Source organism: Acidobacteriota bacterium (assembly GCA_039028635.1).
Classification (GTDB): domain Bacteria; phylum Acidobacteriota; class Thermoanaerobaculia; order Multivoradales; family JBCCEF01; genus JBCCEF01.
Genome location: JBCCHV010000007.1, coordinates 79,520 through 105,892, shown reverse-complemented (window position 1 = coordinate 105,892; position 26,373 = coordinate 79,520). Strand labels below are relative to the sequence as shown.

Annotated in this window: 18 protein-coding genes and 1 tRNA gene; 9 read left to right on the top strand and 10 right to left on the bottom strand. The window is 67.8% G+C overall.

All coding sequences use genetic code 11. From position 1 onward, the window contains the following. Positions 1 to 6 precede the first annotated feature (6 nt). Entirely contained in the window at positions 7 to 2,733 is a 2,727-nt protein-coding gene (locus AAF604_05020) for a M20/M25/M40 family metallo-hydrolase (protein MEM7048995.1), read from the bottom strand. A 106-nt stretch (positions 2,734 to 2,839) separates the two neighbouring features. Beyond that, on the bottom strand, positions 2,840 to 4,333 hold the full coding sequence (locus AAF604_05015) for a peptide MFS transporter (GenBank protein ID MEM7048994.1): 1,494 nt from the start codon (positions 4,331 to 4,333) through the stop codon (positions 2,840 to 2,842). A gap of 285 nt (positions 4,334 to 4,618) precedes the next feature. Between AAF604_05015 and AAF604_05010 the strand changes: the two genes are divergently transcribed. From AAF604_05010 to AAF604_04995, 4 genes are all read left to right on the top strand, one after another. Beyond that, a tRNA-Pro gene (locus AAF604_05010) sits at positions 4,619 to 4,695 on the top strand. Between the two features lie 197 nt (positions 4,696 to 4,892). Continuing rightward, entirely contained in the window at positions 4,893 to 6,605 is a 1,713-nt protein-coding gene (locus AAF604_05005; protein ID MEM7048993.1) for a long-chain fatty acid--CoA ligase, read from the top strand. Positions 6,606 to 6,610: 5 nt separating this feature from the next. Continuing rightward, entirely contained in the window at positions 6,611 to 8,665 is a 2,055-nt protein-coding gene (locus AAF604_05000) for an enoyl-CoA hydratase-related protein (protein ID MEM7048992.1), read from the top strand. After that, a complete protein-coding gene (locus AAF604_04995; GenBank protein MEM7048991.1) occupies positions 8,662 to 9,735 on the top strand; it encodes a VWA domain-containing protein in 1,074 nt (357 codons plus the stop codon). Before AAF604_05000 ends, AAF604_04995 begins: the two co-directional genes overlap by 4 nt. Positions 9,736 to 9,738: 3 nt before the next feature. Here AAF604_04995 and AAF604_04990 read toward each other — a convergent pair whose 3' ends face one another. The 5 genes from AAF604_04990 to AAF604_04970 form a co-directional block, all read right to left on the bottom strand. Beyond that, complete coding sequence (locus AAF604_04990; protein MEM7048990.1) at positions 9,739 to 10,497, bottom strand: Stp1/IreP family PP2C-type Ser/Thr phosphatase; 759 nt, start codon at positions 10,495 to 10,497, stop codon at positions 9,739 to 9,741. Next, positions 10,497 to 11,141, bottom strand: coding sequence for a DnaJ domain-containing protein (locus AAF604_04985; protein MEM7048989.1), 645 nt, complete (start codon positions 11,139 to 11,141; stop codon positions 10,497 to 10,499). Before AAF604_04985 ends, AAF604_04990 begins: the two co-directional genes overlap by 1 nt. 69 nt (positions 11,142 to 11,210) lie before the next feature. After that, a complete protein-coding gene (locus AAF604_04980; GenBank protein ID MEM7048988.1) occupies positions 11,211 to 12,239 on the bottom strand; it encodes a hypothetical protein in 1,029 nt (342 codons plus the stop codon). Further along, entirely contained in the window at positions 12,236 to 13,165 is a 930-nt protein-coding gene (locus tag AAF604_04975) for a helix-turn-helix domain-containing protein (GenBank protein ID MEM7048987.1), read from the bottom strand. The genes AAF604_04980 and AAF604_04975 overlap by 4 nt, the downstream gene beginning before the upstream one ends. A gap of 96 nt (positions 13,166 to 13,261) precedes the next feature. Next, positions 13,262 to 13,996, bottom strand: coding sequence for a hypothetical protein (locus AAF604_04970; protein MEM7048986.1), 735 nt, complete (start codon positions 13,994 to 13,996; stop codon positions 13,262 to 13,264). A 56-nt stretch (positions 13,997 to 14,052) separates the two neighbouring features. Between AAF604_04970 and AAF604_04965 the strand changes: the two genes are divergently transcribed. The 5 genes from AAF604_04965 (at position 14,053) to AAF604_04945 (ending at position 21,068) form a co-directional block, all read left to right on the top strand. Further along, entirely contained in the window at positions 14,053 to 16,122 is a 2,070-nt protein-coding gene (locus AAF604_04965; protein MEM7048985.1) for a GreA/GreB family elongation factor, read from the top strand. 100 nt (positions 16,123 to 16,222) lie between these two features. Beyond that, the gene (locus AAF604_04960; protein ID MEM7048984.1) at positions 16,223 to 16,777 is read left to right on the top strand and encodes a sigma-70 family RNA polymerase sigma factor; all 555 of its coding nucleotides are present in this window, start codon (positions 16,223 to 16,225) and stop codon (positions 16,775 to 16,777) included. After that, complete coding sequence (locus AAF604_04955) at positions 16,777 to 17,406, top strand: anti-sigma factor (GenBank protein ID MEM7048983.1); 630 nt, start codon at positions 16,777 to 16,779, stop codon at positions 17,404 to 17,406. Before AAF604_04960 ends, AAF604_04955 begins: the two co-directional genes overlap by 1 nt. A gap of 101 nt (positions 17,407 to 17,507) precedes the next feature. Continuing rightward, the gene (locus AAF604_04950; GenBank protein ID MEM7048982.1) at positions 17,508 to 18,881 is read left to right on the top strand and encodes a mannose-1-phosphate guanylyltransferase/mannose-6-phosphate isomerase; all 1,374 of its coding nucleotides are present in this window, start codon (positions 17,508 to 17,510) and stop codon (positions 18,879 to 18,881) included. A gap of 492 nt (positions 18,882 to 19,373) precedes the next feature. Continuing rightward, a complete protein-coding gene (locus AAF604_04945) occupies positions 19,374 to 21,068 on the top strand; it encodes a proprotein convertase P-domain-containing protein (protein ID MEM7048981.1) in 1,695 nt (564 codons plus the stop codon). A gap of 117 nt (positions 21,069 to 21,185) precedes the next feature. On the opposite strand, the gene AAF604_04940 is transcribed toward AAF604_04945, so the two are convergent. The 3 genes from AAF604_04940 to AAF604_04930 are packed head-to-tail and all read right to left on the bottom strand — an operon-like array spanning position 21,186 to position 26,217. Further along, entirely contained in the window at positions 21,186 to 23,609 is a 2,424-nt protein-coding gene (locus AAF604_04940; GenBank protein ID MEM7048980.1) for a DUF87 domain-containing protein, read from the bottom strand. Further along, complete coding sequence (locus tag AAF604_04935; protein MEM7048979.1) at positions 23,609 to 24,805, bottom strand: esterase-like activity of phytase family protein; 1,197 nt, start codon at positions 24,803 to 24,805, stop codon at positions 23,609 to 23,611. Before AAF604_04935 ends, AAF604_04940 begins: the two co-directional genes overlap by 1 nt. Then, positions 24,802 to 26,217 carry a Glu/Leu/Phe/Val dehydrogenase gene (locus tag AAF604_04930; GenBank protein ID MEM7048978.1) on the bottom strand — a complete coding sequence of 472 codons (1,416 nt, stop codon included), beginning with the start codon at positions 26,215 to 26,217 and terminating at the stop codon, positions 24,802 to 24,804. Before AAF604_04930 ends, AAF604_04935 begins: the two co-directional genes overlap by 4 nt. Between the last annotated feature and the right edge of the window lie 156 nt (positions 26,218 to 26,373).

Sequence of the window (26,373 nt, the reverse complement as noted above, 5' to 3'; positions counted from 1 at the left end):
GACGATTCAGCGCGAGCGCCGGCCAAAGGTCACCTCGAGCTCGACCCGTCGGCCGTCCCGAATCACCACCGCGGCGGCCTCCTGGCCGGGCTTCGAGTCGCGCAGAATGTAGACGAAGTCGTAGATGCTGGTGACGGCGCGACCGGCCAACGACACCAGCACGTCGCCGCGTTGAATGCCCGCCGTATCGGCCGGACTGCCGGGCCGTACACCGGCCAGCAGCACCCCGGGACCGCCGCCGGGCGGGCCGGCGTAGTCCGGAATCGTGCCGAGGGAAGCGCCGTAGCTTCTCGAATCACCGACCGGCAAGGGCTGCGGCCGCTGCTGATGGGTCAACGGCTGCTCGCGATTGGCCAGCGACTCCGCCAGAGTCGCCGCCAGCAGGGCGATCTGCGCGCCGCCGGCGGCGTTGAGGGTGGCGGTGTCGTCGCTCGGCTTGTGGTAGTCGTCGTGGGTCCCGGTGAAGAGATGGAGCACCGGAATGCCGGCGGCGTAGAAGGGCGTCTGATCGGAGGGGCCGTAGCCGTCGCCGCCCAAGCTGCAGCCGAGACCGACGCCGTCGCAGGCCGGTTCGACGACCTCGGCCCACTCCACCGCCGACTCCCCCCCGAGGACCGTCAGGCGGTTGTTGCGCAGCCGGCCCACCATGTCCATGTTGATCATCGCCACCAGCTCATCGAGGGCCAGGTCGCCGGGCGGCGAGCGGGTGAAGTGGGTCGATCCCAGGAGCCCCGCTTCCTCGGCCGAGAACGCCACCAGATAGACGTCCCGCGCCAGCTCATGGCGCCGTTCGCCCAGGATGCGAGCCGCCTCGATCAGCGCCGCCACCCCGGAGGCGTTGTCGTCGGCACCGTTGTGGGGCTCCTTCGCATCCGGGCTGAGGGAGCCACCGCCGCCCATCCCGAGATGGTCGTAGTGGGCTCCCAGCAGCACCGCACCGGCGTTGCCCTCGGCCGCTCCGGCGGAGATCTTGCCCACCACGTTGAAGGCCGTCTCGGAACGCCGAGCCAGCTCGATGTCGAGCTCCATGCGATGGCCCTCGCCTTCGAACAGGGCGGCACCCACGGAGCGTCGCAGGTGGATCACCGGCAGGCCGGCATCGCCCATCGAGTCCACCCGCAGGGTCGGGAAGGGCGCCTCCTCGGGCAGCTCGCCGTTCTCCCCCGGCGGCGGCAGATCGACGATCACCAGAGCGGCGGCACCGCGCTCGCGAGCCTGGAAGGCCTTGTAGCGCAGGTCGCTGTAGCGCCGCCGATCGTCGTCCTTGTCGAAACCCTCGTCGGGAACGAAGCGGCGCACCGCCACCACCTTGCCGGTGACGTCGAGACCGGCATAGTCGTCGATTGAGAGCTCTTCGGCGGTGATCCCGAAGCCTGCCGCCACCACCTCCCCGGCGATCTCTCCGGAGGTCGAGAAGGCGGCCGGACGAAACGCCTCCGCCGCCAGCGGCTCGCCGTTCAAGACCACCCCGGAGCCTTCCGCCAAGCGCACCTCGACCTCGACTTCGAAGGGCTGCCGCCAAAAGTCCGTTCCCGCCGGCTCGGCACCGTAGGCGAGCAAGCGCTCGGCGATCCACTCGCCGGAGGCAGCCAGCCCGGCGGTACCGATGCCGCGGCCTTCGCGGGCGTCGTCGGCGAGCCAGGCGACGCTCTCCAGGAAACGGTCCGGAGCCCGCTCGTCGAACTCGATCTCACCATCCCGCCAGGCGGCGACGAAGACGTTGGTCTCTCCCGGCTCACCCTGATTGCGGTTCGAGGCGAAGGCCAGGCGGCCACCGTCCGGCGAGAACATCGGGAAGCCATCGAAACCCGGCGAACGGGTGATGCGCTCGAGGCGCGTCCCCTGGACGTCGACGGCCCAGATCTCGAACTCGCGCGGGCTCTCGCTGCCGTAGTTGGTCGAGAACAGGATGCGCTCACCAGAGGGATGGAAGTAAGGGGCGAAGGTGCCCGAGCGCAGATAGGTGATCTGGCGCGCTTCACTGCCGTCGGCCTTGGCCACCCACAGCTCGAGCTCGCCGGGGCGGACCAGGCCGCGGGCCAGCAGCCCCTGGTAGTCCTCGAGCTCCTTCCCCGGCGCCGGCCGCGAGGCGCGCCAAACGATGTGCGAGCAGTCCGGTGAGAAGAAGGCGCCGCCGTCATAACCCGGCTCGTGGGTCAGGCGCTGGACGTTGCTGCCGTCGTAGTCCATGCGATAGAGGTCGAGATCGCCATCGCGGGTGGAGGTGAAGATGATCGAGCCATCGCGCGGACAGACGGTGGCCTCGGCATCGTAAGCCGGGCTGTCCGTCAGGCGCACGCGATCGCTGCCGTCGGGCCAGGCGACGAAGATGTCGTAGCTGTCGTAGATCGGCCAGACGTAGCCCTGCGATCGATCCGGCGGCGCCGGGCAGGCCGCATCGCCCAGGTCGGTGGCGGAGTAGATCACCCGTTCGCCGTCGGGATAGGTGAAGTAGCCACAGGTGGTGCGCCCCTTGCCGGTCGACACCAGGCGCGCCTCGGGAGCCTCCGCAGTCCCCAGCTCGGGAACCTCCATGGTGAAGATCTGATCGCAGCCGAAGGGCGGTCGAGTCGACTGGAAGATCAGCTCTTCACCATTCGGCGACCAGTAGGCCTCGGCATTCTCACCGCCGAAGGTGAGCTGTGTGATGTCGGCGAGATGGGGTTCGGCGGCCAAGCTCGGCAGCGCCATGAAGGCGATCGCCAGGCCGGCGGCAAGACGCGAAAGGAACATCGGGAATCCTCCACTCAACGGACGAAAAAGGCGGGATCCCCGAGGACCCCGCCTGACCAACTGCCCACGGCGGCGATCGCCGCCCGGCGACGAGAGAGCCGGCGCTCTACTTGATTCCGCCGGTGAGCTTTCGTATGACCGGCGTCAGCAGCAGGGCGACAGCGGCCGCGATGATGGTATTGCGACCGACCGCCGAAAACAACGGCTGAGGATCGAGATCCTCCAGGCGACCAGCGATCAAACCGGCGTAGACGTTGCCCAGCGCCGTACCGATGAACCAGACACCCATCATCTGGCCGACGCGATCCTTGGGCGCCAGCTTGGTGATCGCCGACAGACCGACGGGGCTGATACAGAGCTCGCCGACGGTATGGAAGAAGTAGGTCACCACCAACCAGTTCGGGCTCACCTTGCCACCCTCGACGGTGCCCGCCGCGCCCCAGGCGAGGACGAAGAAACCCACCGCCAGACCGACCAGACCGAGAAACGCCTTGAAGGGAATCGACGGGCTGCGGCTGCCGAGCTTGGTCCACAGGATGCCCATGATGGGGGCCAGGATGATGATGAAGAGGGGGTTGACGCTCTGCAGCCAGCTGGTCGGCATCTCCCAGGAGCCGATCATGCGATCGGTGTGGTCCTCGGCGAACAGATTCATCGACGACCCGGCCTGCTCGAAGCCGCTCCAGAAGACGGCCACCGCCAGGAACAGGAAGAAGATCACGCCGAGGCGCTTCTTCTCGATCCCCGACAGGCTCGGCTGCAGCAGGAGATAGGCGAAGAATGCCGCCACCAGGAGCAGGATGATGCCGGTCAAGCTCTCGGCGATCTGCGTCAGGGAGATGTTGAAAATGCCGCGCTCGACGGCATAGCCGAAGGCCACCAGCAAGATCAGCACTCCGCCCATCACGGCGAAGGCGACGTTGCGGCGCTGCGAGTACTCGGGAGTACCGAGGTCGCCGCCCGAGTAGTTACCGGCATCGCCCAGCCAGTTCTCGGAGATCTTGTACCAGATCAGCCCCAGCACCATGACGATGCCGGCGGCCGAAAACCCGAGGTGCCAGTTGACGTTCTCTCCCAAGTAGCCGCAGATCAGAGGTCCGGCGAAGGCACCGATGTTGATCCCCGAGTAGAAGACCGAGAACCCGGCGTCGCGCCGCCCGCCGCCTTCCGGGTAGAGCTCACCGACGATGGTCGACACGTTGGGCTTGAGGAGGCCGGTGCCGATGACGATCAGGATCAAGCCGAGGAAAAAGAAGAACTCCGAGTGGAAGGCCATCGAGAAATGGCCCAGGGCGATGATGCAGCCGCCCACGAAGACCGCCCGGCGCTGTCCCCAGAGCTTGTCCGCGATCCAGCCTCCAGGTAGCGCCAGCAGGTACACGAAGCCGGTGTAGAGACCGTAGATGGCGGCCGAGGTCTCGGTGCTGTAGCCCAAGCCTCCTTCCGACGCCGTCGCAACCATGAAGAGGATCAAGATGGCCCTCATGCCGTAGTAGCTGAGGCGCTCGCACATCTCCGTCCAGAAAACGCTCCACAGGCCGATCGGGTGGCCCAGGAACTGCCTTTGGCTCGGAGCGGTGGCAGTGGGGTGTTGACTCATGACGGACTCATCCTTTGCAAAGAAAGGTGGATACATTCCCGGAAGCAGGCTGCCCGCAAGGATAGGCGATCGTAGGAAGAAGCCGCAAGGGAAGGGCTGCCACGAGGCGACTCGCCGGGCCTTCGAGGGCGGTCCCGAAGGCGCCCCCGGAAGGGCCCGAATTGGCCCTTGACCGGCCGCCCCCTGCGGGGTTATCGTTCCCCGTCCGCGCGGGGCTCCCCGCGCGTGCTTCGCGGGTTGCCATCACCCGCTTCCCGTCTTCGCTGCCGCGGAGACGACCCGATTCGGGGCGTAGCTCAGCCTGGTAGAGCGCACGGTTCGGGACCGTGAGGCCGGAGGTTCAAATCCTCTCGCCCCGACCATCTTTCCCGCCTGCCGGCCACCGGTTTCCTACCGGAGGTTCCTCGGCCAGGAACGGCCGATTTTCCAATCGGTACTTCAAGCACTACAATTTTCGGGAGTCTTTTCATTCTCCCAAGGGGGCGCCGAACGCATGCCGATCCGGACCTTGTGCGACGTTTTTCGAGTCACATCCGGCTTCCACAAGAAGCAACACTTGATGCACAAGGTCGACGGCGAGTACCGGCCGGTGTCGACGGCCGAGCTCAGCGACCGGGTTTGTCGCCTCAGCAAGACGCTGATCGATCTCGGCATCGCGCCCGGAGACCGCGTCGCCCTGATGGCCGACAACGGCCCGCACTGGCCGATCATCGACTTCGCCACCCTGTGCAGCGGTGCCGCCACGGTGCCGGTCTACCCGACACTCTTGCCGGAGCAGGCGGCCTACGTGATCGCCGACAGCGGCGCCCGTATCGTCTTCGCCCACACCATGGCCCAGCTCTCGGAGCTGCTCGCACGGCGCGCCGATCTGCCCGCCGTCGAACGCTTCGTGCTGATCGAAGGCGAGGCCCCTCAGGAGGTCGCGACCTACGACGACCTGCTCGCCGCCGGCGGCGGCTACGACCGCAGCGCCTTCGACGAGCGCGCCGCGGCGGTAGCCCCGGACGATCTCGCCAGCCTGGTCTACACCAGCGGCACCACCGGTCTGCCGAAGGGGGTCATGCTCACCCACCACAACTTCGTCTCCAACGTCAGCGCCGGCCTCAGCCTGCAGGACATCCGCAGCGACCATGTCGCCCTGTCCTTCCTGCCCCTCTCCCACGTCTTCGAGCGCACCGTCGGCTACTGCTACTACTACCGCGGCGTGTCGATCGCTTTCGCCGAGTCGATTCACTCCGTCGGGCAGAATCTCCAGGAGATCAAGCCGCACGTCTTCGTCTCCGTGCCGCGGGTCTACGAGAAGGTGCTCGCCAAGGTGCGGGAGAGCGTCGCCGCCGGCTCCGGCATCAAGCAGAAGCTCTTCGCCTGGGCCGAGGATGTCGGTCGGCGCTCGCTGCCGTACCGTCTCACCGGGGACCATCCTTCGGGCTTCCTCGGCCTCCAGCTCGCCCTCGCCGATGGCCTGGTGTTCAGTGCCATCAAGGCGCGCCTCGGCGGCCGCTTCGAGTTCGCGGTCTCCGGCGGTGCCCCCCTGGCGCGCGACGTCGCTGAATTCTTCTGGAGCGCAGGGATCCCGATCTACGAGGGCTATGGCCTCACCGAAACCTCTCCGACCATCACCAGCAACTGTCCTGGCGCGGTCAAGCTCGGCACCGTCGGCAAGGTGATTCCGGAGGTCGAGATCAAGATCGCCGAAGACGGCGAGATCCTGGCCCGGGGCCCCAACATCATGAAGGGGTATTACAACAACCCCGAGGCCACCGCCGAGGTGATCGACGACGAGGGCTGGTTCCATACCGGCGACATCGGCGAGATCGACGACGAGGGTTTCCTGCGCATCACCGACCGCAAGAAGGAGCTGATCGTGAACGCCTATGGCAAGAACATCGCACCGGCGCCGATCGAAAACACCCTCAAGGCGAGCCGATTCGTCTCGCAGGCGATGGTGATCGGCGATCGGCAAAAGTTCCTCTCCGCGCTGCTGGTTCCCGATTTCGAGAACCTCGAGGTGTGGGCCCGCAACCAGGGACTGCCGAAGGACCCGCAGGACCTGGTCGCCGATCCCGCCGTCCGAGAGCTCTTCGAGAGCGAAGTCGCCGCCGCCAATCAGCAGCTCGCCCACTATGAGGAAATCGTCGCCTGGGATCTGCTCGACGCCGAGTGGACCGTCGAAGGCGGCGAGCTGACGCCGACCCAGAAACTCAAGCGGCGGGTCGTCAACGAGCGTTTCGCGGAACGCATCGCCGCCCTCTACGCCGGCACGGCCGCCTGAAGCTCATGCATCGCTTCCAGCTCGAAAGCTCTGCCGGCCCTCTCGCCACCCTCACCTTCGACACTCCGGGGCGATCTCAGAACGTCTTCGATCTCGCCACCTTCGAAGAGCTCCGGCACGTCATCGAACGACTCCACCGGCGGCGCGACATCGAATGCCTGGTGCTGCTGTCGGGCAAGCCGCGCGAGTTCATGGCCAGCGCCGATCCCGCGGCGCTGGCGGCGCTCGCCGATCCGGCCCTGGCGCGCGAGGGCGCACGCCTCGGCCAGCATCTCTTCGATCGCTGGGAGAGCCTGCCCTTCCCCACCATCGCCGCGATTCGGGGGCGCTGCCTAGGAGGCGGCTCGGAGCTCGCCATGGCCTCGACCTTCCGGGTGGTCTGCGATCACCCGTCGACCGAAATCTCCCTACCGGAAGTGGAGCAGGGCCTGCTCCCCGGGTGGGGCGGATGCACTCGACTACCGCGCTATCTGGGCCTCACCGATGCCCTCGAGATGATCCTCGAGGGACGCTGCCTCAGCGCCGCCGAAGCGGTGGAGCTGGGTTTCGCCGAAGCCCTCCTGCCGGCGGCCGGGTTCCTCGCCCAGGTGCGGAGCTTCGCCGAGCAGAAGCTGCAGCGGGCCCGCCGCCTGGGCGCCGAGCCGAGCCTCGGCGAGCGCCTCCTGGAGCACGACCCGGTGACCCGAAGGCGCCTGTTCGAAGAGGCGCGTCGGCGCATCCACGCCCGCAGCCGCGATCTGCTGCCGGCGCCCCTGCGGGCTCTCGAAGTGCTCAGGACAGCGGTCGAGCGCGGCGAGACCGCCGGCCTCGAAGCCGAGGCCGAGGCGATCGCCGATCTCGCCGTGACGCCCCAGGCCAAGAACCTGCTCTATGCCGAAGCTGTGATCCATCGCCTCGAAACCGCCGACGGCGAGACCACGGCTGACGACGGCGCCGCAACGAGCGAGCTCGGCGAGCCGAGCAGCGGCCAAGGCGTGATCCACTGCGAAGGCAACTCGCCTGCCCTCGAAGCCTTCGCCCAACGCAGTCTGCAGCGCCGGCAACGGCCGGTGCGCTTGATCGCGCCGGACGCCCAACAGCTCGGCGCGACGGTGGCGCGCCTCCATCAGGCGCTGCCATCGCTGGCCGAAGGCCACCACCAGCACCTGCATCCCAGCCTGACGCCGGTCGCCCCGCGACCGGAAGACCTGGTGATCGGAGACGGCTCCGTATCGTCCCTCCCGGCGGACGCCCCGCGCGCCCTTCTTCAACCGGCGAACGGCGACCCAGCGGCGATCGGCCTGCATTGGGCCGGCCCCTTCACCGCCTCCCGATTGGTCGAAATGGTGGTTCCTGAAGGCGCTCCGAAGCGCCACGTCGCCCGCCTCCGCCATTGGCTGCGCGAGCTCGACCTCGTGCCGCTGACGGTGGCGGCGCACTTGGTCGAGTCCATTCGCTGCGCCGCCCTCGCCTCGGCCTTCGCCGCCCTCGAAGCCGGCCATCGGCTCGAAGAGGTCGACGTGGCGAGCGTGTCCTGGGGCTTCGAGCTCGGGCCCTTCGCCCTCACCGATGCGGTCGGTCCGGCGCGTACCGCCGAGACTCTCGCCACCCTCGAGCTCGCGAACCTGCCGGCGGCGGCCGAGCGTTGGATCGCTCTGCAGCGCGCCTCGGCAGGCGCCTTCTTCCCGGCCCGCAAGCGCCGCGAGCCGGCGCCGGACTGGCTCCGCCAGCTCGGCATCGCGCCCTCTTCGGTGGCGGCGAATCCGCATCGTCTGGTGCAAGACCAACTGCGCGCCATGGCCAATGCCGCAGCCCGCTGCCTGGAGGCCGGCGTCGTCGCCCACGCCAGCGAAGTCGACGCTGCCCTGCTGCTCAGCCGAACCTTCCCAGCCCTCCATGGCGGCCTGTGCCGCTGGGCCGACGCCCAGGGAGACTCGTTGCTCGGCTCGCGCGAATCGCAGCCCTTCGCAGCGTCGGCCTTGCGTCGCACGGTGGCCGAAGGCGGTTTCATGGCACGCTTCCCCGATCCGCCGGAGGAGGCGCATCCTTCGACACCGGAGGTGCGTAGACTGAAGGCATGAAGAGACTCTTCCCCCTCCTCGTGCTCCTCACCTCCCCGCTGCTGGCGCAGAGCACCTTCGAAGAGCAGCTCGAGGTCCGAGAAGTGTTGCTCGACGTAGTGGTGACGGACAAGGCCGGCAATGCCGTCCTCGGCCTCGGTGTCGACGACTTCACCGTCCGTGAGGACGGCCGGCCGGTAGCCCTCACGGCCTCGACCTTTTACTCCAGCCGCGAGTTGCTCGAGGTTCCGGACGCGCTGCACGATCGCCTCGACACGGAACCGCGGGATCGATACTTCATTCTGCTGTTCGACGATCAGAAGAAGAATCAGACCAGCATCGACCTGGTCTCGCGGCAGTTGAGGGCCGCCCGCGACACGGTGCGCTGGGTGCATCAGGAGCTCGCCCCGGCGGACTGGGTGGCGGTGGTCGGCTACGACTTTCGCCTCAAGGTCTACGAGGACTTCACCCGCGATCGCCAGGCCCTGGCCCGTGCCCTGCGCAATGCCGCCACCGGCCGCGAGCCCAGCGGCAACTGGCCGTCCCGCCTCGGCGGTGAGCGCAGCGGCGAGGCCGGAGCGGTGCCGTCCCTGCGCCAGGGACTGCCCACCGGCCGCGACCTGAGCCGCGAGACGCCGCGCATCTACGATGCCTTCGAGCACCTGGCGCAGGCCGCCGGGGCGGTGCCCGGACGCAAGAACCTGATCTACTTCGGCCTCGGCTTCGGCGACGTCGACGACCGCGGCATCTACCGCCCCGACCAGCGCTACTACCCACCGATGGTCGAGACCCTCAACGATCACAACGTCGCCGTCTACAGCGTCGATATCAGCCCGAGCGATGTCCGCCACAGCCTGAGCGGCGCCCTCAGCCAGCTCGCCGAGGACACCGGCGGCCGCTACTTCGAGCGCTTTACCAACTTCGCCTCGCCGCTCAAGCAGATCAGCCGCGAAAACGGCGGCTACTACCTGCTGAGCTACCGCAGCGGCCATCCGCCGGGCGAGTCAGGCTTCCAGAAAGTCGAAGTGGAGTTGGCGGATCGCAGCCTGCGAGTGCGAGCCCGCGGCGGCTACCGCTACGGCAACGATTGAGGCCTACTCGATGCCGAGGGCGATGACGGTGACGTTGTCGTGGCCACCGCGGGAGTTGGCGGCATCGACCAGGTTGCGGCAGATCTCGGCAAGGCTGGCGGAGGATTCGGCCCCGGCCTGAATCTCGGCATCGCTCAACATGGTGGTGAGGCCGTCCGAGCACAGAATGTAGAGGTCGCCGCGCTGCACCTGCTCCTCGCGCACGTCGACGGCGATGTCCTTCTCGCCGCCGAGGGCGCGAGTGACGACGTTCTTGAGCGGATGCACCCGCGCCTGGTCGAGGGAGAGGAAACCCGCCACCACCTGCTCGTTGACCCAGGTGTGGTCCTGGGTCAGCAGCTCGAGCTGGCCGTCGCGCAGCCGGTAGGCGCGACTGTCGCCGACGTGGGCGATGGCCGCTTGATCGTCATCGAGCAGAAAGCCGACCACCGTCGTCCCCATGCCGAAGAGGCGCCGGTCCTCGCGAATGGCGTACATCACCCGATCGTGAGCCAGACGCACCGCCATCTTGAGCACGTTGGTCTGGCGCCGCAGGCGCGGCTCCGGCACGAAGGGCCAGGTCGCATCCTGGTGCGACGTCTTGTCGACGAAGTCCTTGATCGTGCGCACGGCGAGCTGCGAGGCGACTTCGCCGTGCCGGTGGCCGCCCATGCCATCGGCCACCAGGTAGAGGTTTTGACTCGAGTCGATCTCGAAATAGTCTTCGTTGTGAGACCGAGTGAGCCCTCGGTCGGTCAGACCGTAAGCCTTCACGGAGACCATCAGCTCCCCCTCCCGAAGAGACCGGAGCGCGGTCGTTTGGAGCTCCGCACCTCGTCGAGCTGACGGCGAATGGTCTCGTCCTCACCGCCCCAGGTGAGGGCCTGCTCGTAGTATTTCTCGGCTTGCGTCAGACGCCCCCCGCGGGCGTGCAATCGTCCCGCGGTCTTGAGGTAGGTGACGTTCATGGGGGCGAGCTCGCAGGCCTTGGCGATCGCCGTCAGAGAGCGCGACATCCAGCGCTGCTGATGACTGCAGGCGAGAGCCAAATTGTACCAGCCGAGGGCGTTCTCGGGCTCGGCCTTGGTGGCTCGATCGAAGTTGTCGGCCGCCTGGAGATAATTTTTTTCGCGGTAGGACTTGACGCCGCGCTGCAGGTAAACCCGCGCCAGCTGCGCCGAATCGACCCCCTGCTGGTCCGCCTCCGGATTGGCCAGCTCGAGATCGTGCTGGCGCCGGCGCTCGGCGTTGAGGAGGACGTTGAAGGCCTCCGTCAGATCTTGGAAAGCGACCTCGGCATCGGCCTTTTCGGCCCCCTGGAAGCGATCCGGATGGCGCTCACGGGCCATCGCCTTGAAGCGCTCCCGGATCTGGGCGTCGGTCGCATTCTGGCCGAGGCCCAGGATGTCGTAGTAATTCTTGGCCACTCTGATCGATCCCGAGGGTAAAGGCGAAATGCCTGGATCCTGATCTCCGCGGAGCGCACGCGGCCGGATCTATCGACGCTTTATTCTATACAAACGTCCTGCAGTCGCGCGAACCGGTTCCGCCACATTGCGGTCTCGACTCAAGCTCCGCAGATCCCTGACCGACAATCTCGGCACCATGCGCACCGCTGCGCCGACCGGAGTGCGGGGATTATGCACCAAGGCGGAGGCAATCTTGTATTTACTGACCCAACGACGCGATCGCAGGATGTGCTCGAGAACCTCCTCGACCACCAGCCGACTGTAGGAAATCTGCTCGATCTCCTGCTCGGTGACGGCATTGAACTTGAGTACCGCGACCGCGACATAAGGATTCGGATCCCGCACCAGGATGGCGCGCAGGCTGTGGCGAGCGCCGCGGGTCAAGCGCATGCGAGCCGGCACCGGAAGCATCCGGATCTGGGATTCCGTCAGCCCGGTGAGCTCGTCCGCCGGCTCCTCGCCCTCCTCCGGCGGTAGCTCGTCTTGCACTTGGGCGATGGCCGCCTCGAGCTCCTCGTCCGTCGCCTCGTACTCGGGATGATCCGGTTCCAGATCATCGCGCCGCGGCCGCGGCAAGAGGTGCTCCCGGTACTCGCGAATGCGCCGCCGGGAGTAGCTGCTGACCTGAGGATTGCCCTCCAACGCATCGAGGACCGCCGGCTCCTCGACCACGACATCTTGGCGCAGCAGCAAAAGCTCCTGGAAGTCCGGCTCGAGATTGCCGGCGAGCTCCACCAGTAGCTCGCGGGAAACGTCGCGCCGCGCCAGGATGGTTTCCATGATCAGCGGATGGCGCACCGAGCGGGCGAAGAAGGCGATCTCCGCCTGACTCGCCTGGCGCTCGAGAAAATGACTCACCATCTCGGGCTCGAGGCGGCGCAGAGCGGCATCGGCCTCGAGGGCGAGCTGGGGATCCTCGCCCGCCGAAAGGGCGACCTGAACCGGGATCAGATCGGCCGGCTCGACCGGCAGCAGTCCCTGGGCCGCCAGCGACTTGAGCTGGCGATTGTCTCCCGTGACGACTTGTTGGAGAAGATCGTCGGAGCGAGCGGTCACACCGCCGGAGCCTCGGTCTGGAGGCCCTCCACTACTTCGAGGTCGATACGCACATCCCGAACCACCTGGCCGGCCGAGCCATCGAGCGGGAAGGGCCGACCGTTGACGTGCACTTCGACGCCGGCGGCATTGCCGATCTTGCGCAACAGGACCTCGGACTCCGCCGTCAACGACAGGGACTCTCCCTGCACGTGCAGCTCGCTGAGACGCTGACGGCCGTCGATCAGCGCCTCGACCCAGCACTCGGCGGTGAAGTCGAGGGTCACCTCGAGGGGTGCCCTCGGCACCGCTGCAGCAGCCGCCTCGGGGCTTGGCGCCATCGTGGCCGGCAGGGCGGCAGGGGCGGCGCCGCGCAACACCGGAGCCGCATCCTCCGGCGGCGACGGCACCGCCGCCGCGGGCGCCTCTTCGGCGGGCGCGGCGGAGCGGCGATTCTCGAGATAGAAGGCGACGTAAACCGCCAGTGCCACCATCAGCGCGACGGCCAGGGCGAGCAGCAATCCGTGACGCAGGACGGAGCTGCGGTGACGCGGCGTGACCGTCCCCTCGTCGTCGAGAGCCTCCATCTCCTCGTGAGCCGAGAGGTAGAAATTGACCACTTCGTCGGGACTCAGTCCGACGTAGCGTGCATACTCGCGCAGGAAGCCACGGGCGAACACCGGCGCCGGCAGTAGATCGAAGCGATCCTGCTCCATCGCCTTGAGGTAACGGAGGCTGATCTTGGTGCGGTCGGCGATCTCTCGCAGGTCGATCTCACGCACCTCCCGCTGGCGCCGCAGCCAGCGCCCGAAGGACGCCTCGTCAGCGCTCGATCCTTCCTTTTGCCATGGCGGTTTACGCCCCTCGTCGGACGAACCGAGGGCGTCGTCCGAAGGGGACCGCGGGGTCCGCTGGCGCGGCATCGGTGAGATCTGCGGCTCTCCCATCTCTAAACTTAAGATTGTACCAGACTTAACCATATCAAGCCCATGCCCCGGAAGGGCACCACGGGCGCCTCCGGCCGGCACTCGTCCCCACCGGCCTCAACCACCGGCGAGCAGCTTGGCTCGGCGCCGCACCGGCGGCGCCGCCCGGCGGTCCCGGGCGAGGGCCCGCTGGTCCGCCTTCTTGAGCAGCGGCAGGAGCGCCAAGGCGGTGGCGAGGGGCGTCCGGCGATTGCTGCACAGGGCCCGCCGGATGCCGTAGCGCTGGCCCCAGCGGCGGCTGCGGGCGATCACCTCGAGCACCGCCGGATTGACGTCCTCGCGCTGCAGCAGCGGCGCCAGCAGGCCCTCCGTCAGCCGCGGATTGTCGAGCAGTGCCGCGATCACCGCCGGACTGGGGTCGCTGCGCGCATGGCTCATCAGAACCGGCCCGGCGCGCTTGGCGAGGGCGATTTTCTCGCCCAAGGAGAGGCCGGTGAAGCGGCGGATGAGATGACGGTCAGCGGCCCGCCGCAGGGTGGGTCGGACCCGCATCTCGGTCCCGAGGGCCGCCAGATCGCGCCAGAAGAGCGTCGGCAGCAGCTCGAGGGCCCGGGCCTCCGGCGTCTGCGGATGAAAGGCGATGTCCCGGCGCAGCTCGTAGACGTGACGCAGGGCCGGCCGGCGAAGCAGAGCGACGATCACCTCGGAGCCGGCGAAGGGGTTGCGCAACGCCTGCCTCGCGGCGGCGCCCCGTAGCTGTTCGTCGGGCAGCTCGCGAACCAAGCGCAGGAGCTCTTCCGCCTCCACCTGGCGTAGGCGGCTGGCGAGGTCGGCAGCGGCGGACTCGTCCATGGCGAAATGGTATCGATACCGGCTCCCGTTGTGTGCTATGTTGCGCTTTCTTCACGATGGCTGTTTCAAGAGACACCCGAGGCCAGATCGAGAAGGGCAACTTCGATGCCCTCGAGGATGACTGGCTGGCGCGAATCGACCAGGACGCGACGGATCTGGACTACTTCGTCGGGACGGCGCGAGCCCTCGTCGGCAGCGGCGAGCAGGATCGTGCCCGCACCCTTCTGGGAGTGCTCGACGAGCAGCTCCAGGAGCGCAAGTTCTGGGGCCTGCGGCTGGCTCTCCTCGAGCTCGCCGGACCGCTGCTCGCCGGCGACGACCTGCACGCCGCCATTCTCGAGACCCTGCGTCAGATCTACAGCGGGCGCCAGGCCCTCGAAGGGATGATCGAGACGGTCAATCTGCACCTCGCCCCCAAGGACCTCAAGAAGGTCTGGGAGAAGGTCGACCGGCTGCGCTCCCTGATGCAGTTCGAGCGCGGCTCGGTGGTACTGATGGACGGCAAGGGCGCCGGCCGCATCGTCGACACCAACTTCGCGCTCAAAGCCTTCAAGGTCGACTTCGACCGCATCTCCGGCATGAACGTCGGCTTCCGGGCCGCCGCCAAGCTGCTGACGCCTCTGCCCGAAGGGCACATCCTGCGGCGCAAGCTGGAGGACCCGGAAGGCCTCAAGAAGGCCGCTCAGGGAGATCCGTCGGAAGTGCTCCGAGCGCTGCTCGAAAGTTACGACCGCCCCCTGAAGGCAGGCGATATCAAGTCGGCCTTGCACGGCGTGGTCACCAGCTCCAAGTGGACTTCCTGGTGGGCCGCCGCCCGCAAGCATCCGCAGGTGCTCGCCGGCCCCAAGCAAACCTACACCTGGGCGGAATCGAGTGGCGACGCCGTCGAGTCGGTGTGGATCGCCTTCCGCAAAGCCCCGGTGCGTCAGCGCATGAGCATGCTGCGCCGCGATGGCTCGCGGGACGAAGACTTGCGCGCTCAGATGGGCGCCGAGCTCGCCAAGACGGCGGTGGAATCGCTGGTCACCGAGCCCGGCCTGGCTTTCGAGATCTGGTACGCCCTGCAGCGCGCCGGCCTACCGACGGAAGACCTGCCCTGGTCGCCGGCTGCCCTGATCGGCGAGACCTCCAATCTCAAAAAGCTGTTCGGCGGCATCGAGGATCGCTCTCTGCGCGAAGAGGCCTACCGCCTGGTCTTCGAAGAGCGCGACGACCACCTGGGCGTCTTCCTCGACCGCATCGCCCACGAGCCGGACACCCGCGCCGTCGAGGTACTGGCCCGCAGCCTCCAAGGCAGCAAGGGCTTCGAGCGTTTCCTCGACGCCACCCTCACCCAGCCCCACCGCGCCCCGGGCGCCTTCGTGTGGTTCGCCGAGGGTGCTTCCGAGGACGAAAGCCTGCGCCAGCGCAACCCACTGCGTCTGCTACAGCAGATTCTGGTCTACCTCGGTCGCGACGAGCTCGCCCCCTACCGCCTGCGCCTAAAGAAGCTGTTCGAGTCCGGCAACACGGTGCCGCGACTGCTCTCGGCTCTGACTGCCGAGCAGGCCTCCGCCGCGGTCGATGCCATCGACCGAGCCGGCATGCTCGAAACCTACGAGCGCGAAGAGCTGATCACCGCCCTCGAGCTGCGCTTCCCGGAGCTGCGCGGCGATGGGGAGGTCAGCGACATCCTCTACGCCACCGAGGAGTCGATCAGCGCCAAGCGTGCTGAGTTCGAGAACTTGGTGTCGGTGGAGATTCCGGCCAATCGCAAGGCGATCGAAGAAGCCCGCGCCCTCGGCGACCTGCGCGAGAACTTCGAGTACAAGTCGGCCCGCCAGCGCCACGAGTACCTGTCGTCGCTGATCGCCAGCCTCAACCACGATCTCAGCCGGGTTCAGCCCATCCGCTTCGAGCAGATCGACCCCTCGCAGGTGCGAGTCGGCACCCGGGTCCGCCTGACCGGGGGAGCGAAGGACACCGTGCTGACGATTCTCGGACCGTGGGAAAGCGACCCCGACAACGGCATCGTCTCCTATGAGTCGGAGCTCGCCGCCGGCCTGCTCGGCAAGGCCCCCGGCGAGACCGCCGAAGTCGCCGGCCAGAGCCTCACCGTCGAGGCCATCGAGCTCGCCCGCTCCTGACCCTTCGGGGAACTTTCTCCGCTCGGCGCGGGTCTCTATCGAGGAAGGCTCTCTCACCGGATGGCCGGTGCAGAGCTCGACGCTTTCCGAGAGACCGATCGTGACCGCCGCTTCTCAAGCCCGCGACCTACAGATCGTCGAACGTCATCGCTATGGCGACGACAGCGCCTTCGAAGAGGTCTACGCCCACCACGCCGAGATGGTGTTCAACCTCTCCTGGCGGCTGAGCGGCAACCGCGATCAAGCCTCTGACCTCACCCAGGAAGTGTTCTTGCGGGTGTTTCGCCACTTGGCGAAGTTCCGCGGCGGGGCCAGCCTCAAGACCTGGATCTACCGCATCGCCCTCAACCACTGCCGGAGTGAGCTGGGGCGCACCCGCTTGCCGGCGGTTTCGGACGATGAAGAGACCCTCGGCCGCCTGCCCGATCCCCGCCGGAGCCCCGAGGAACGGGCCGCCGCCGAGGACGCCGGCCGCCAGGTCGCGAAGGCCCTCGGCGGTTTGCCGCGGCGCTTCCGCGAGGCGGTGGTGCTGCGCGACCTGGAAGGCCTGACCTACCTCGAGATCGCCGAGGTCACCGGCGTGCGGGTCGGCACCGTGCGCTCCCGCCTGGCCCGCGGCCGGGAGCGCCTACGGCGTATTTTGGAGAACACCTGATGAGCGGACACGCCTCCCTCGAGCTACTCTCCGCCTACCTCGACGGCGAGCTCCCGGCGAACACCCGCCGGCGGGTCGAGCGCCACGTGGCGGACTGCCCCAGCTGTCGCACCGAGCTCGCCTCGCTGCGCCGAGTGGTCGGTCGCCTACAGCACCTCGAGCGCGCCGCGCCGCCACCGATCCTGGCGCAGCACGTCCAGCGTCGAATCGCCCTCGAAGGGCCCCGTCAGGGCTTCATCGAGAGCCTCGAAGATCGCTTGCGCAACGTCGGTCGCGACATGTCGGTCTTCTCCCTCTTCGGGGTCATCATCGCCCTGCTGCTCTTCGCCTACCTCTTCTCTGTCGCCCTCGAGCGCGCCGAGCGCAGCGGCTCGGAGGTCATCGTCGGACCAACCGTCGACTGGGCGGAGCCGGAAATGCAGCAGGTCCAGATCGCGGAACGCACCTTCGAGTGGCACGGGGACGGCTGGCGCCAGCGCGGCCTGAGCGCCGAGGCCGAGGGGCAAGAGCTGTCCTGGAGCGACGGACTCCGCCGCTACCCGTGGATCTCCGAGCTGGAGGATCCGGCCGGGGCGGTGACGCTGCGCGACGGCGACACCGTGGTGACGATTCGTCCACCACGCCCCTGAAGTCCTCGGCCGCAGCGATATCGCGGCGCGGCGACGCCTCGAAAACGATATGATCCGCCCGTTCGCGGAGAGGATCGCGAACCGTTTTCGAGAGAGATCCCATGATTCCAGCCGTTCTTTCGGGGGGGTCCGGCACCCGCCTCTGGCCTGTCTCCCGCGCCTCCTTCCCGAAGCAATTCAACCTCCTGCTCGATGAGTCCCTGCTCCTCAAGACGCTGCGGCGGCTGCAGCCCCTCGGGGAGCCGCGGGTGATCGCCGTGCGCGGTAGCGAGCATCTCACCGGGACAACTCTGGAGCAGGCTGGCATCGCGCCGGACCGCGCCCTCTACGAGCCCTCTGCGCGCAACACCGCGCCGGCCGTCGCTCTGCTCTGCCGCCAGCTCGAGCTCGAGGGCCGCCGCGACGAAATCGTGGGGATCTTCCCGGCGGACCACCTGATCGCCGACCAGGCGGCCTTCGAAGCCGCCGTCGAGATCGCCGCCCGCTGTGCCTCCGAGGGGCCGGTGGTGACCCTCGGCATTCGCCCCACGGAGCCCGCCACCGGCTATGGCTACATCGAGGTCTCCGACCAGCTCCTGGTCGGAGAGCCCCCCCTGGCCGCCTACCGCTCCCTCGGCTTCCGCGAAAAGCCCGACCGCCAGACGGCGGAAGACTTCCTCGCCGCCGGCCGGTTCTTCTGGAATGCCGGCATGTTCGTCTTCCGAGCCGACACCATGATCGCCGCCTTCGAACGCTTCATGCCCGAACTCTGGTCGGGCCTCCGTCGCTTGCGGTCGGACCTCGGCAACCTCGCCGAGGTCTATGGCGACCTTCCCAGCGAAAGTCTCGACTACGGGATCATGGAAAAACTCGAAGAGCTCGCCACGGTGCCTTGCGGCATCGGTTGGAGTGACCTCGGGAGCTGGGACGAAGTCGCCCGCGTCCGGTCTTCCGGCGAGAACGTCGTCGAGGTCGAGGGCGAGGGCAACTTCGTCTTCCCTCACGGCTCGCGGGTCTACGGATTGGCGGGGGTCTCGGACCTGCGCATCGTCGATACCGCCGACGCCCTGTTGATCACCCGCCGGGGCGCCACCCAAGGCGTCAAGGAAGTGGTCCGGCAGCTCGCCGCCGCGGGGCGTTCCGAGGCCCATCAACACGCCTTCGAGGAGCGCCCGTGGGGGTCCTTCGAGATCCTCCGGGACAGCGACCGGTTCAAGTCGAAAATCCTGCGCGTCGCGCCCGGCCAGCGACTCTCCTACCAGTCCCACCGACACCGCAGTGAACACTGGGTAATCGTCCAGGGCACCCCCCGCATCGTGCTCGACGGCGAGATCTTGGCGCCCAGCGCTGGCGAAGCGGTCTTCATCCCCCAAGGCGCCAAGCACCGCATCGAAAACCCCGGTGCGGAGGTCGTCGAGATCGTCGAGGTTCAGATCGGCAGCTACTTCGGCGAGGACGACATCGTGCGCTACGAAGACGACTACGACCGCGATTAGCAGGCTGCTGAAAAAGTCCGCTTCGCGACTTTCCCAACGCTGCTAGCTGTTTGCTCCCGGGGCGCCCGGCCCGAAAAAGTTCGATTGTCGGCGGCCCGCGTAGGGGCTCACCCCGTCCAGGGCGGCCCCGTCTCACGGCTTCGCCGCCGGGCCGGGGGCGCCCAGCCCTCTCGGGCCCGGTCGCAGGCTGCCGACGACTTTCTCAGCAGCCTGCTAGGCGCGAGGCGGTAGTACCGTCGAGCCAACCCTCCAGGCGCAAAGTAGTGCTGCGAGCCAAACGGCCCGCGCGCTCGCCCAGACGGCCCCTCCCATGGGCTGTCGACATTTGACCGTTTTCCCTCAAGTCCATAGGATTGCGCTCGTTACAAGAGTTTTAGTGCGGGCCTACCTCCTCCCGGAGGGGCTCCAGTGTGTCGATCGGGAGCGGCGAGCTCCCGTCCAGGGGCTGATCGAAAACACCGAGTCCATCGGTATCCAAGAGGAGGGTTGTAGATGAAGCTCAACCAGAGCCAACCGGGCTGGATCGTCATCGGCGTGGTCGCCGTCCTGATGATCGCCAGCGCCCTGCCGGCCGTCGCCGGTGCCAAAGAAGACATGCATGCCGAGATGATCACCATCTCGGACGAGCTCGCCACCATCAAGGGCAATCCCGCCGAGGCGGCGCGCGCCCGCCAGCTACTCGATCGCTACGCTCGCCTGAGCGACGCCCTCGGCGGCGATGATCCCGGCAGCGTGCTCGACGCCCGCATCGGACCGGGGACTCAGAACGTTGTGCCGACCCTGCCGCCGGCCTGCGTCACCGCCGCCCCCGGCACCGGCAGCAGCTCGCCCGGCGCCCCGGTCGACGATGTGACGCCGGTCATGGACACCATCGCCATCGCCGGCGCCGGTCTGTTCATTATCGACGTCGACGTCACCATCGACATCACCCACACCTTCGCCGGCGATCTCGAGTTCTTTCTGACCTCGCCGGCGGGAACCATCGTCACTCTGTCGACCGACAACGGCGGCGGCAATGACGACATCTTCGCTGGCACCCTGTTCGATGATCAGGCCGGCATCGCCAACCCGCCAGGGCCGGTCGACGACACGACCTACACCGATGGAGTCGCCGCAACGACGGTGGCCCCGGAAGAGCCCCTGGGAGCCTTGCTCGGCGAAGATCCGAACGGTACTTGGACCCTCGACGTCATGGACGATGCCGGCGGTGACTCCGGAACCGTCAATAGCTGGTCCCTGGCGATCACCACTCTGCCGGGTCCGCCGATCTTCGATCCCGTGGCCTCCGGTTCGAACAGCCCGGGGACGCCTTTCGACGACGTCACCCCGGTTTCCGACACGATCGTCATCTCCGGCGCCATCAACGCAATCTGTGGCCTCAATCTCAACACCGACATCACTCACACCTTCGCCTCCGACATCGAGATGTTCTTGACCTCGCCGGCGGGCACGGTCCTCACCATCTCGACGGACAACGGCGGCGGCAACGACGATGTCTTCGCCGGCACCACCTGGGGTGACGGCGCTGGCTCGGTGGCACCTCCGGGCAGCGCCGACGACTTCTCCTACACCGACGGGGTTGCAGCGACGGCGCTGGCTCCGGAGGAAGCCTTCAGCAACCTGATCGGCGAGGATCCCAATGGCACCTGGACCCTCGACGTGATGGACGATGCCGGCGGCGACTCGGGCACCTTGAACAGCTGGGGCATCGACTTCACCACCTGCTCCTGCACCATTCCCGAGGCAGACCTGAGCCTGGTGAAGACCGGCGCCGCCGTCGGCAGCGACATCATCTGGACCCTCGAAGTCACCAACAACGGTCCCGATGACGCCACCGACGTGGTGGTGACGGACATGCTCGATGCCTGCACCACCTACGTCAGCGACGACTGCGGTGCCCTCAATGTGCCGCCCTGGACCTGGAACGTCGGACCGCTGGCCAATGGAGCCTCGGCGACCTGCAACATCACCGTTGACGCCTCCGGGTGCCCGCCGGGCGATGTCCTCAACTCGGCCACGGCGACCGCCCTCGACGGCGACCCGGTGACCGCCAACAACGACTCGAGCGCCACCGTCGGCATTGGTAGCGTGCTCGAGATTCCGACCCTCGGTGGAATCGGGTTGGTGGTTTTGATCGGCCTTCTGGCCCTCGGCGCCATGACCCTCCTGCGCCGGCGCAGCGTCTAACCCACTGCCAAGGTTCGCAGGCCGAACCGAAGTCACGAGAAACGCCGGAGCGCAACGCTCCGGCGTTTTCTTTTGGGACCGTGGCCTGGCGGAGCCGCCCCCAGCGAGAAGAAAAAGCTACCAGGCCGGTTGGCCCGCGACCGTCGGCACCCAGGCGAGGGCCACCAGGCGCACCTCGATGTCGGTGCGCCGCGGCTTGACCTCGACCGTGTCGAGCTCTAGGAGCTGGGGATCGTAGCGCTCCTTGAGGGCGTCGATCTCGGCCTCGAGATCGGCCTGGAGCTCCGCCATCTGGCGTTCGTAGGACGCCACGTTCTCCTGCGCCCGTCCGACATCCTGGCCTTGCTTGTAGCTCCGGCCGACGCCGCGAACGGCGGTGCTCAGGCTGCGCTTGCGGCCGCCGAAGAGCGCCCCCAGCAGGCTGCTCCCCAGGGCCACCGCGGTCTGCAGCTTGGCATCGCGGGCCTGATCGCGCTCGCGCTCGACCGCCTGCTCTGCCTTGCGCTTGCGCTCGGCGAGGGTGTCGAGCTTCTTTTCGGCCTTGTCGCGCAGCTTGTCGACCGCCTGGTCTCGCGCCTCGCGCGCCTGATCTCCCAGCCGAATGCGGAAGTCGCGTTCGCTCTCGCCCGCCGCCGACACCATCTTCAGGCTCGGGCAGCGATGCAGGGTGAGGCGGCGCTCGCGATAGAGGGCATCGGAGAAGGCTCTCTTCCAAGAGGTGTAGCTGCGCTGCGAGCCGGCGGCGGCGGACAGCTCGGCGAAGGCCGCCGTCGGGATTGCCGGTTCATCCTCGAGATCTTCGAGGCGCAGCTCCGTCTGCCGCGCCTCGTACCAGTCGACGGCGGCCACGTCCGCCGGCAGCTCGGCGAGCAGCGCCACCTCCTCGCTCTCGTCGACCTCCTTGCGGCTATCGACGAAGTGCACCCGGCCGAGGCCGAGGAGGGCCGGCTGGTAGGTGAGGTCCGAGCCCGGTCGGCCCCGCAGGGCGAGAAAACGCTGCTCGATCGCCGCCGGCAGAACCGGCCGCGGTGGCGGCGCGGTGGCCGGGGGGGCGGGTGCTGGAATCGCTTCCGGTGCCGGCGCCGCGGTCACCGCAGCCGCCGGGGCCGTCGCCGGAGGTGCCTCCTCGGGCGTCAGGCGATCGATCTGGGAGCGCGTCAGCGGCCCCCTCAAGTAGGACATCGCCCAGCGCGTCTGGAAGATCTCGGGGCCGTCCTCGTGGACGTTGTGGAGCAGAAAGACGCGCTTGCCGAGGCCCGCCAGAATCTCCTCCATCGCCTGGCGATCGAAGCCCGCCGCGCTCGCCGCCGCTCCTTCGAGGCCATCGAGCACTCGTGCCTTGTCGCGCTCCGTCTGCAGGCGGCCGAGAAACCAGGTGCCGATGTTCGACAGGGCCTTGTAATCGAGGTCGACCGGGTTCTGGGTCGCCAGCACCAACCCGAGGCCGAAGGCGCGGGCCTGTTTGAGCATGGTGAGGAGCGGCTGCTTCGAGGGCGGATTGGCCACCGGCGGCAGGTAGCCGAAGACCTCGTCCATGTAGAGCAGGGCGCGCAGGCTCGAGGTCCCCGGCCGGCTGCGCATCCAGCCGAGGGTCTGGTTGAGCAGCAGGGTGACGAAGAACATGCGCTCCGCGTCGCCGAGATGGGCGATCGAGAAGATCGCCACCCGCGGCTTGCCCTCGGGGTTGTAGAGCAGACGGTCGACGTCCAGGGGCTCGCCCGACATCCAGGTCGAGAAACCCGGCGAGGCGAGCAGGTTGTTGAGCGCCATGGCGAGGCCGAAGCGATCCTTCTGCGGGAAGAAGGAGTCGATCGGCAGCACGCCGACCTTCTGCATCGGCGGGTTCTGCACCTGATGGATGAGCTGACCGAGATCGAGGTCGAGGCCGCTGCGCCAGGCCCGCTCGAAGAGATTGGCGAGCAGGATGTGCTCGCGGCTCTGCACCGGATCGGCATCGATTCCGATCAGCCCGAGGAGCCCTTGAACCGTCACCGCGACCCGTTCGCGCAGCAAATCGGCCTCCGCCACCAGCTCCGGCGGCGGTGCAGAAAAGGAGGAAAGGACCGACACTGGACGCCCGGCATCACTCCCCGGCGTGTAGATGGCGAAGTCGGCCTTCTCGCGCAGCCGCCGAATGCGCTCACCGGTCTGCCCCCACTGGCCGAGCCCGTTGCGCCACAGCTCCGCCTGGGCCGCCGCGAACTCCTCCGGCGTCTTACCCGCCCGCCGGGCGGCATCCTCGTCGACCCAAGGACGGAACTCCTCCGGCGACAGGTCCGGAAAGGTCAGCAGGAGATTGCCCAAGTCGCCCTTGGGGTCGATGATCAAGGCCGGCACACCATCCATCGCCGCCTCTTCGAGCAGACAGACGCACAGACCGGTCTTGCCGCTGCCGGTCATGCCGACACAGACGGCGTGGGTCAAGAGATCCTTCGAGTCGTAGAGCAGCGCTTCGTCCTGTCCCTCGCCGGTCTTCAGGTCGTAGGGCCGGCCGAGGTAGAACGCTCCCAGCTTTTCGTAGATGTCCGCCTGCAAGCTCATCACCACTCCTCGAGGACGCGCCGGTCGAGCGCGAAGGCCATGATCAGCGTCCGCTGCTCGGCCGAAAAGTTGTTGTCGGAGATCACCACCATCAGGTCTCGCCCATCGGCCAGCGGCGGCCCCAGGGCGATGCCTTCGAGATTATCCATCGGCACGCCGAAATCCCCCAGATCGAGGACCAGCGTCTTCACCGGCACCGCCGCGCCGACGAGGCCGTCGTCGCGCACGTCGACGGCAGCGGCGAGATCGAACAGATAGCAGCGCACCGTCGTGCCGACCCCGACCGAAAAGGAGCGCTCGAGGGCCAGGAAGCGATGCCCTTCGAGGGCCACCAGCTCGACCAAGCCGGCGGTGCGCAGGGCATCCGCGGGAACCGCCGCAGCGACCACCGGCTCAGTGCGATAGGCGTGCTCGACGGGATCCCCGCCGGCGGCGAGGTCGTAGCCCAGCAGGCGCACCCGGCTCGGCCGACCGACATCCGCTGCCGGGCCGTCCTGCACCAAGGCGTTCTCGGTGCCGACCCACAGCCAGTCCGTCTCCGCCTGATAGGTCAAAGCCTCGAAACCGAGGTTGAAGCGTATCCCCCGCTCACCGGTCCCATCGGGTAGGAACTTGGTCGGCACCGGCAGCGCTTCCTGCTCCTCGCCGGCACGCGAGAAGAGCCGCACGAAGGGGGCGACGCCGGCCCGCGTGTCGCCTTCCGACGAGACGTAGAGACCGCGTCCCGGAACCCAAGCCAGCCCCTCCGGATCGATGCTGTCGCGAGGAAATGGCTGGCCATCCGAGCGCAGCGTGGTGACGCCGTTGACCTCGACGTCCCCAGCGTCCAGGCGGCCGTCCGAGAGATCGATCGCCAGGCTGTAGAAGCGTGCCGGGGCGTACTCGCTGCGGTCGTCCGAGAGGGCGAGGTAGATGCCCTCCTCGGGGAGGTAGACCAGCGCCGAGAGGCCCCCGATCTCGGTGTCGCCGTAGCGTGTGCCGGTCGCGATCTCGGCGAAACCCAGGAACTCGAAAGGAGCCGGCGGCTGGGTCGTCGCCGGATCGCTCGGGCGCTCGACCATCGGCAAGGTCCCGCCGCAAGCCCAGGAGAGCAGCAGCAGAAGACAAACCAGCCCTCGCAGCACCAGCAATTCCCGCCGATGGCGCCGGCTCCAGCCCCCGGCCCGTCCTGGGGCGAGGGCGAGCCGCCGATTCACGGAAAGATCCCCATCGCGTTGTAGGCCACCGCCACCTTGTCGATGGCGCTGACGAAAGCGGCCGTCCGCAGGTCGGCCTTGGCGCCGCAGCGCTCGCGCACTTCGCGAATCTCACCATAGGCTTCGATCATGGTCTCCTCGAGACCGGAATCGACGATGTCCGCTTCCGAGGCACCATGGGCCACCTGGGCATAGATCGACTGGTCGAAGGCCTTGCCGGTGAGCTCTTCGACGGCCGACAGGATGCGGGCGTTGGCGGCCTGCTCGAAGCGCCGGTTGAGGCGCCCGAAGCGCACGTGCGAGAGATTGCGCAGCCACTCGAAGTAGGACACCGTCACGCCGCCGGCATTGAGGTAGACATCCGGTAGCACCAGCACGCCGCGCTCCCGCAGCAGGTCGTCGGCGGCGGCGGTCAGTGGTCCGTTGGCGGCCTCGGCGATCACCCGGGCCTGCACCCGCGGCGCGTTGTCGCGGGTGATCTGTCCCTCGAGGGCCGCCGGCACCAGGATGTCGCAGTCGAGCTCGAGGGCGTCGAGGGACTGCGGCAGGTCGCGGGCCCCGGGAAAACCGAGGATCGAGCCGGTGGCCTGGCGATGCTCGATCACGTCGTCGACATCGAGACCGGCCTCACAGTGGATGGCGCCCTCGTACTCGGCGAGACCCACCAACCGAGCGCCGCCCTGCTGCAGAAAGCGCGCCGCATGGGAGCCGACGTTGCCGAGCCCTTGCACCACCACCCGCTTGCCTTCGAGGCCCGTCGCCAGCCCGAGGGCCGCCATATCGGGGGCGTTCTCGCAGGCTTCCCGAATGCCGAAGAAGACGCCTCGGCCGGTGGCCTCCGAGCGGCCGCGGATGCCGCCCTGCCCCACCGGCTTGCCGGTGACGCAGGCGAGAGCATCGAGGGGCTCCGTGGTCAGCGAGCTGAAGGTGTCGAGAATCCAGGACATCTCGGTGCCGCCGGTACCGTAGTCCGGCGCCGGCACATCGACGCCGGGCCCGATGAACCCCTTGCTGTAGAGCTCGAAGGTGTAGCGCCGGGTGACGCGCTCGATCTCCTCGTCGGAGAACCGCCCGCGCTCGATGCGGACGCCACCCTTGGCGCCCCCGAAGGGCACGTTGACGACGGCACACTTGTAGGTCATAAGAGCGGCCAGCGCCTGGACCTCCTCCTCGTCGACGTTGGGGGCATAGCGAATGCCGCCTTTGACCGGCAGCTTGTGGTGGCTGTGCTCGGCTCGCCAGGCTCGGACCACCTCGATCGAGCCGTCGTCCCGCTTGAGCGGGAACTCCATGCTGTAGGTGCGATTACAGATCTTGATCTGGGCCAACAAACCGGCCGGATGGTCGGTGAGGGCAGCAGCCCGATCGAAGACCCGGTTGACCTGCTCGAGAAAGGCGCGACCGCTCGTCATCGATGACCCTCCCTCCGTTGAAAAACGTCGGGCCGAGGAGCCCGCCCGCAGAGGTGCGATCCGAAGAGCTCGAGAACCACTCCCGAGGTTCCCCCGATAGCTGGAGAGAATACCGGAAGATCTACCCACAACCGACCTCGCAGCGAGCGCCGGTCA

Excerpts from the sequence above, each read along its gene's own strand:
- AAF604_05020 (MEM7048995.1), bottom strand. The coding sequence starts at position 2,733 with ATGTTCCTTTCGCGTCTTGCCGCCGGCCTGGCGATCGCCTTCATGGCG.
- AAF604_05015 (MEM7048994.1), bottom strand. The coding sequence starts at position 4,333 with ATGAGTCAACACCCCACTGCCACCGCTCCGAGCCAAAGGCAGTTCCTG.
- AAF604_05005 (MEM7048993.1), top strand. The coding sequence starts at position 4,893 with ATGCACAAGGTCGACGGCGAGTACCGGCCGGTGTCGACGGCCGAGCTC.
- AAF604_05000 (MEM7048992.1), top strand. The coding sequence starts at position 6,611 with ATGCATCGCTTCCAGCTCGAAAGCTCTGCCGGCCCTCTCGCCACCCTC.
- AAF604_04995 (MEM7048991.1), top strand. The coding sequence starts at position 8,662 with ATGAAGAGACTCTTCCCCCTCCTCGTGCTCCTCACCTCCCCGCTGCTG.
- AAF604_04990 (MEM7048990.1), bottom strand. The coding sequence starts at position 10,497 with ATGGTCTCCGTGAAGGCTTACGGTCTGACCGACCGAGGGCTCACTCGG.
- AAF604_04975 (MEM7048987.1), bottom strand. The coding sequence starts at position 13,165 with ATGGGAGAGCCGCAGATCTCACCGATGCCGCGCCAGCGGACCCCGCGG.
- AAF604_04970 (MEM7048986.1), bottom strand. The coding sequence starts at position 13,996 with ATGGACGAGTCCGCCGCTGCCGACCTCGCCAGCCGCCTACGCCAGGTG.
- AAF604_04965 (MEM7048985.1), top strand. The coding sequence starts at position 14,053 with ATGGCTGTTTCAAGAGACACCCGAGGCCAGATCGAGAAGGGCAACTTC.
- AAF604_04955 (MEM7048983.1), top strand. The coding sequence starts at position 16,777 with ATGAGCGGACACGCCTCCCTCGAGCTACTCTCCGCCTACCTCGACGGC.
- AAF604_04950 (MEM7048982.1), top strand. The coding sequence starts at position 17,508 with ATGATTCCAGCCGTTCTTTCGGGGGGGTCCGGCACCCGCCTCTGGCCT.
- AAF604_04945 (MEM7048981.1), top strand. The coding sequence starts at position 19,374 with ATGAAGCTCAACCAGAGCCAACCGGGCTGGATCGTCATCGGCGTGGTC.
- AAF604_04940 (MEM7048980.1), bottom strand. The coding sequence starts at position 23,609 with ATGAGCTTGCAGGCGGACATCTACGAAAAGCTGGGAGCGTTCTACCTC.
- AAF604_04930 (MEM7048978.1), bottom strand. The coding sequence starts at position 26,217 with ATGACGAGCGGTCGCGCCTTTCTCGAGCAGGTCAACCGGGTCTTCGAT.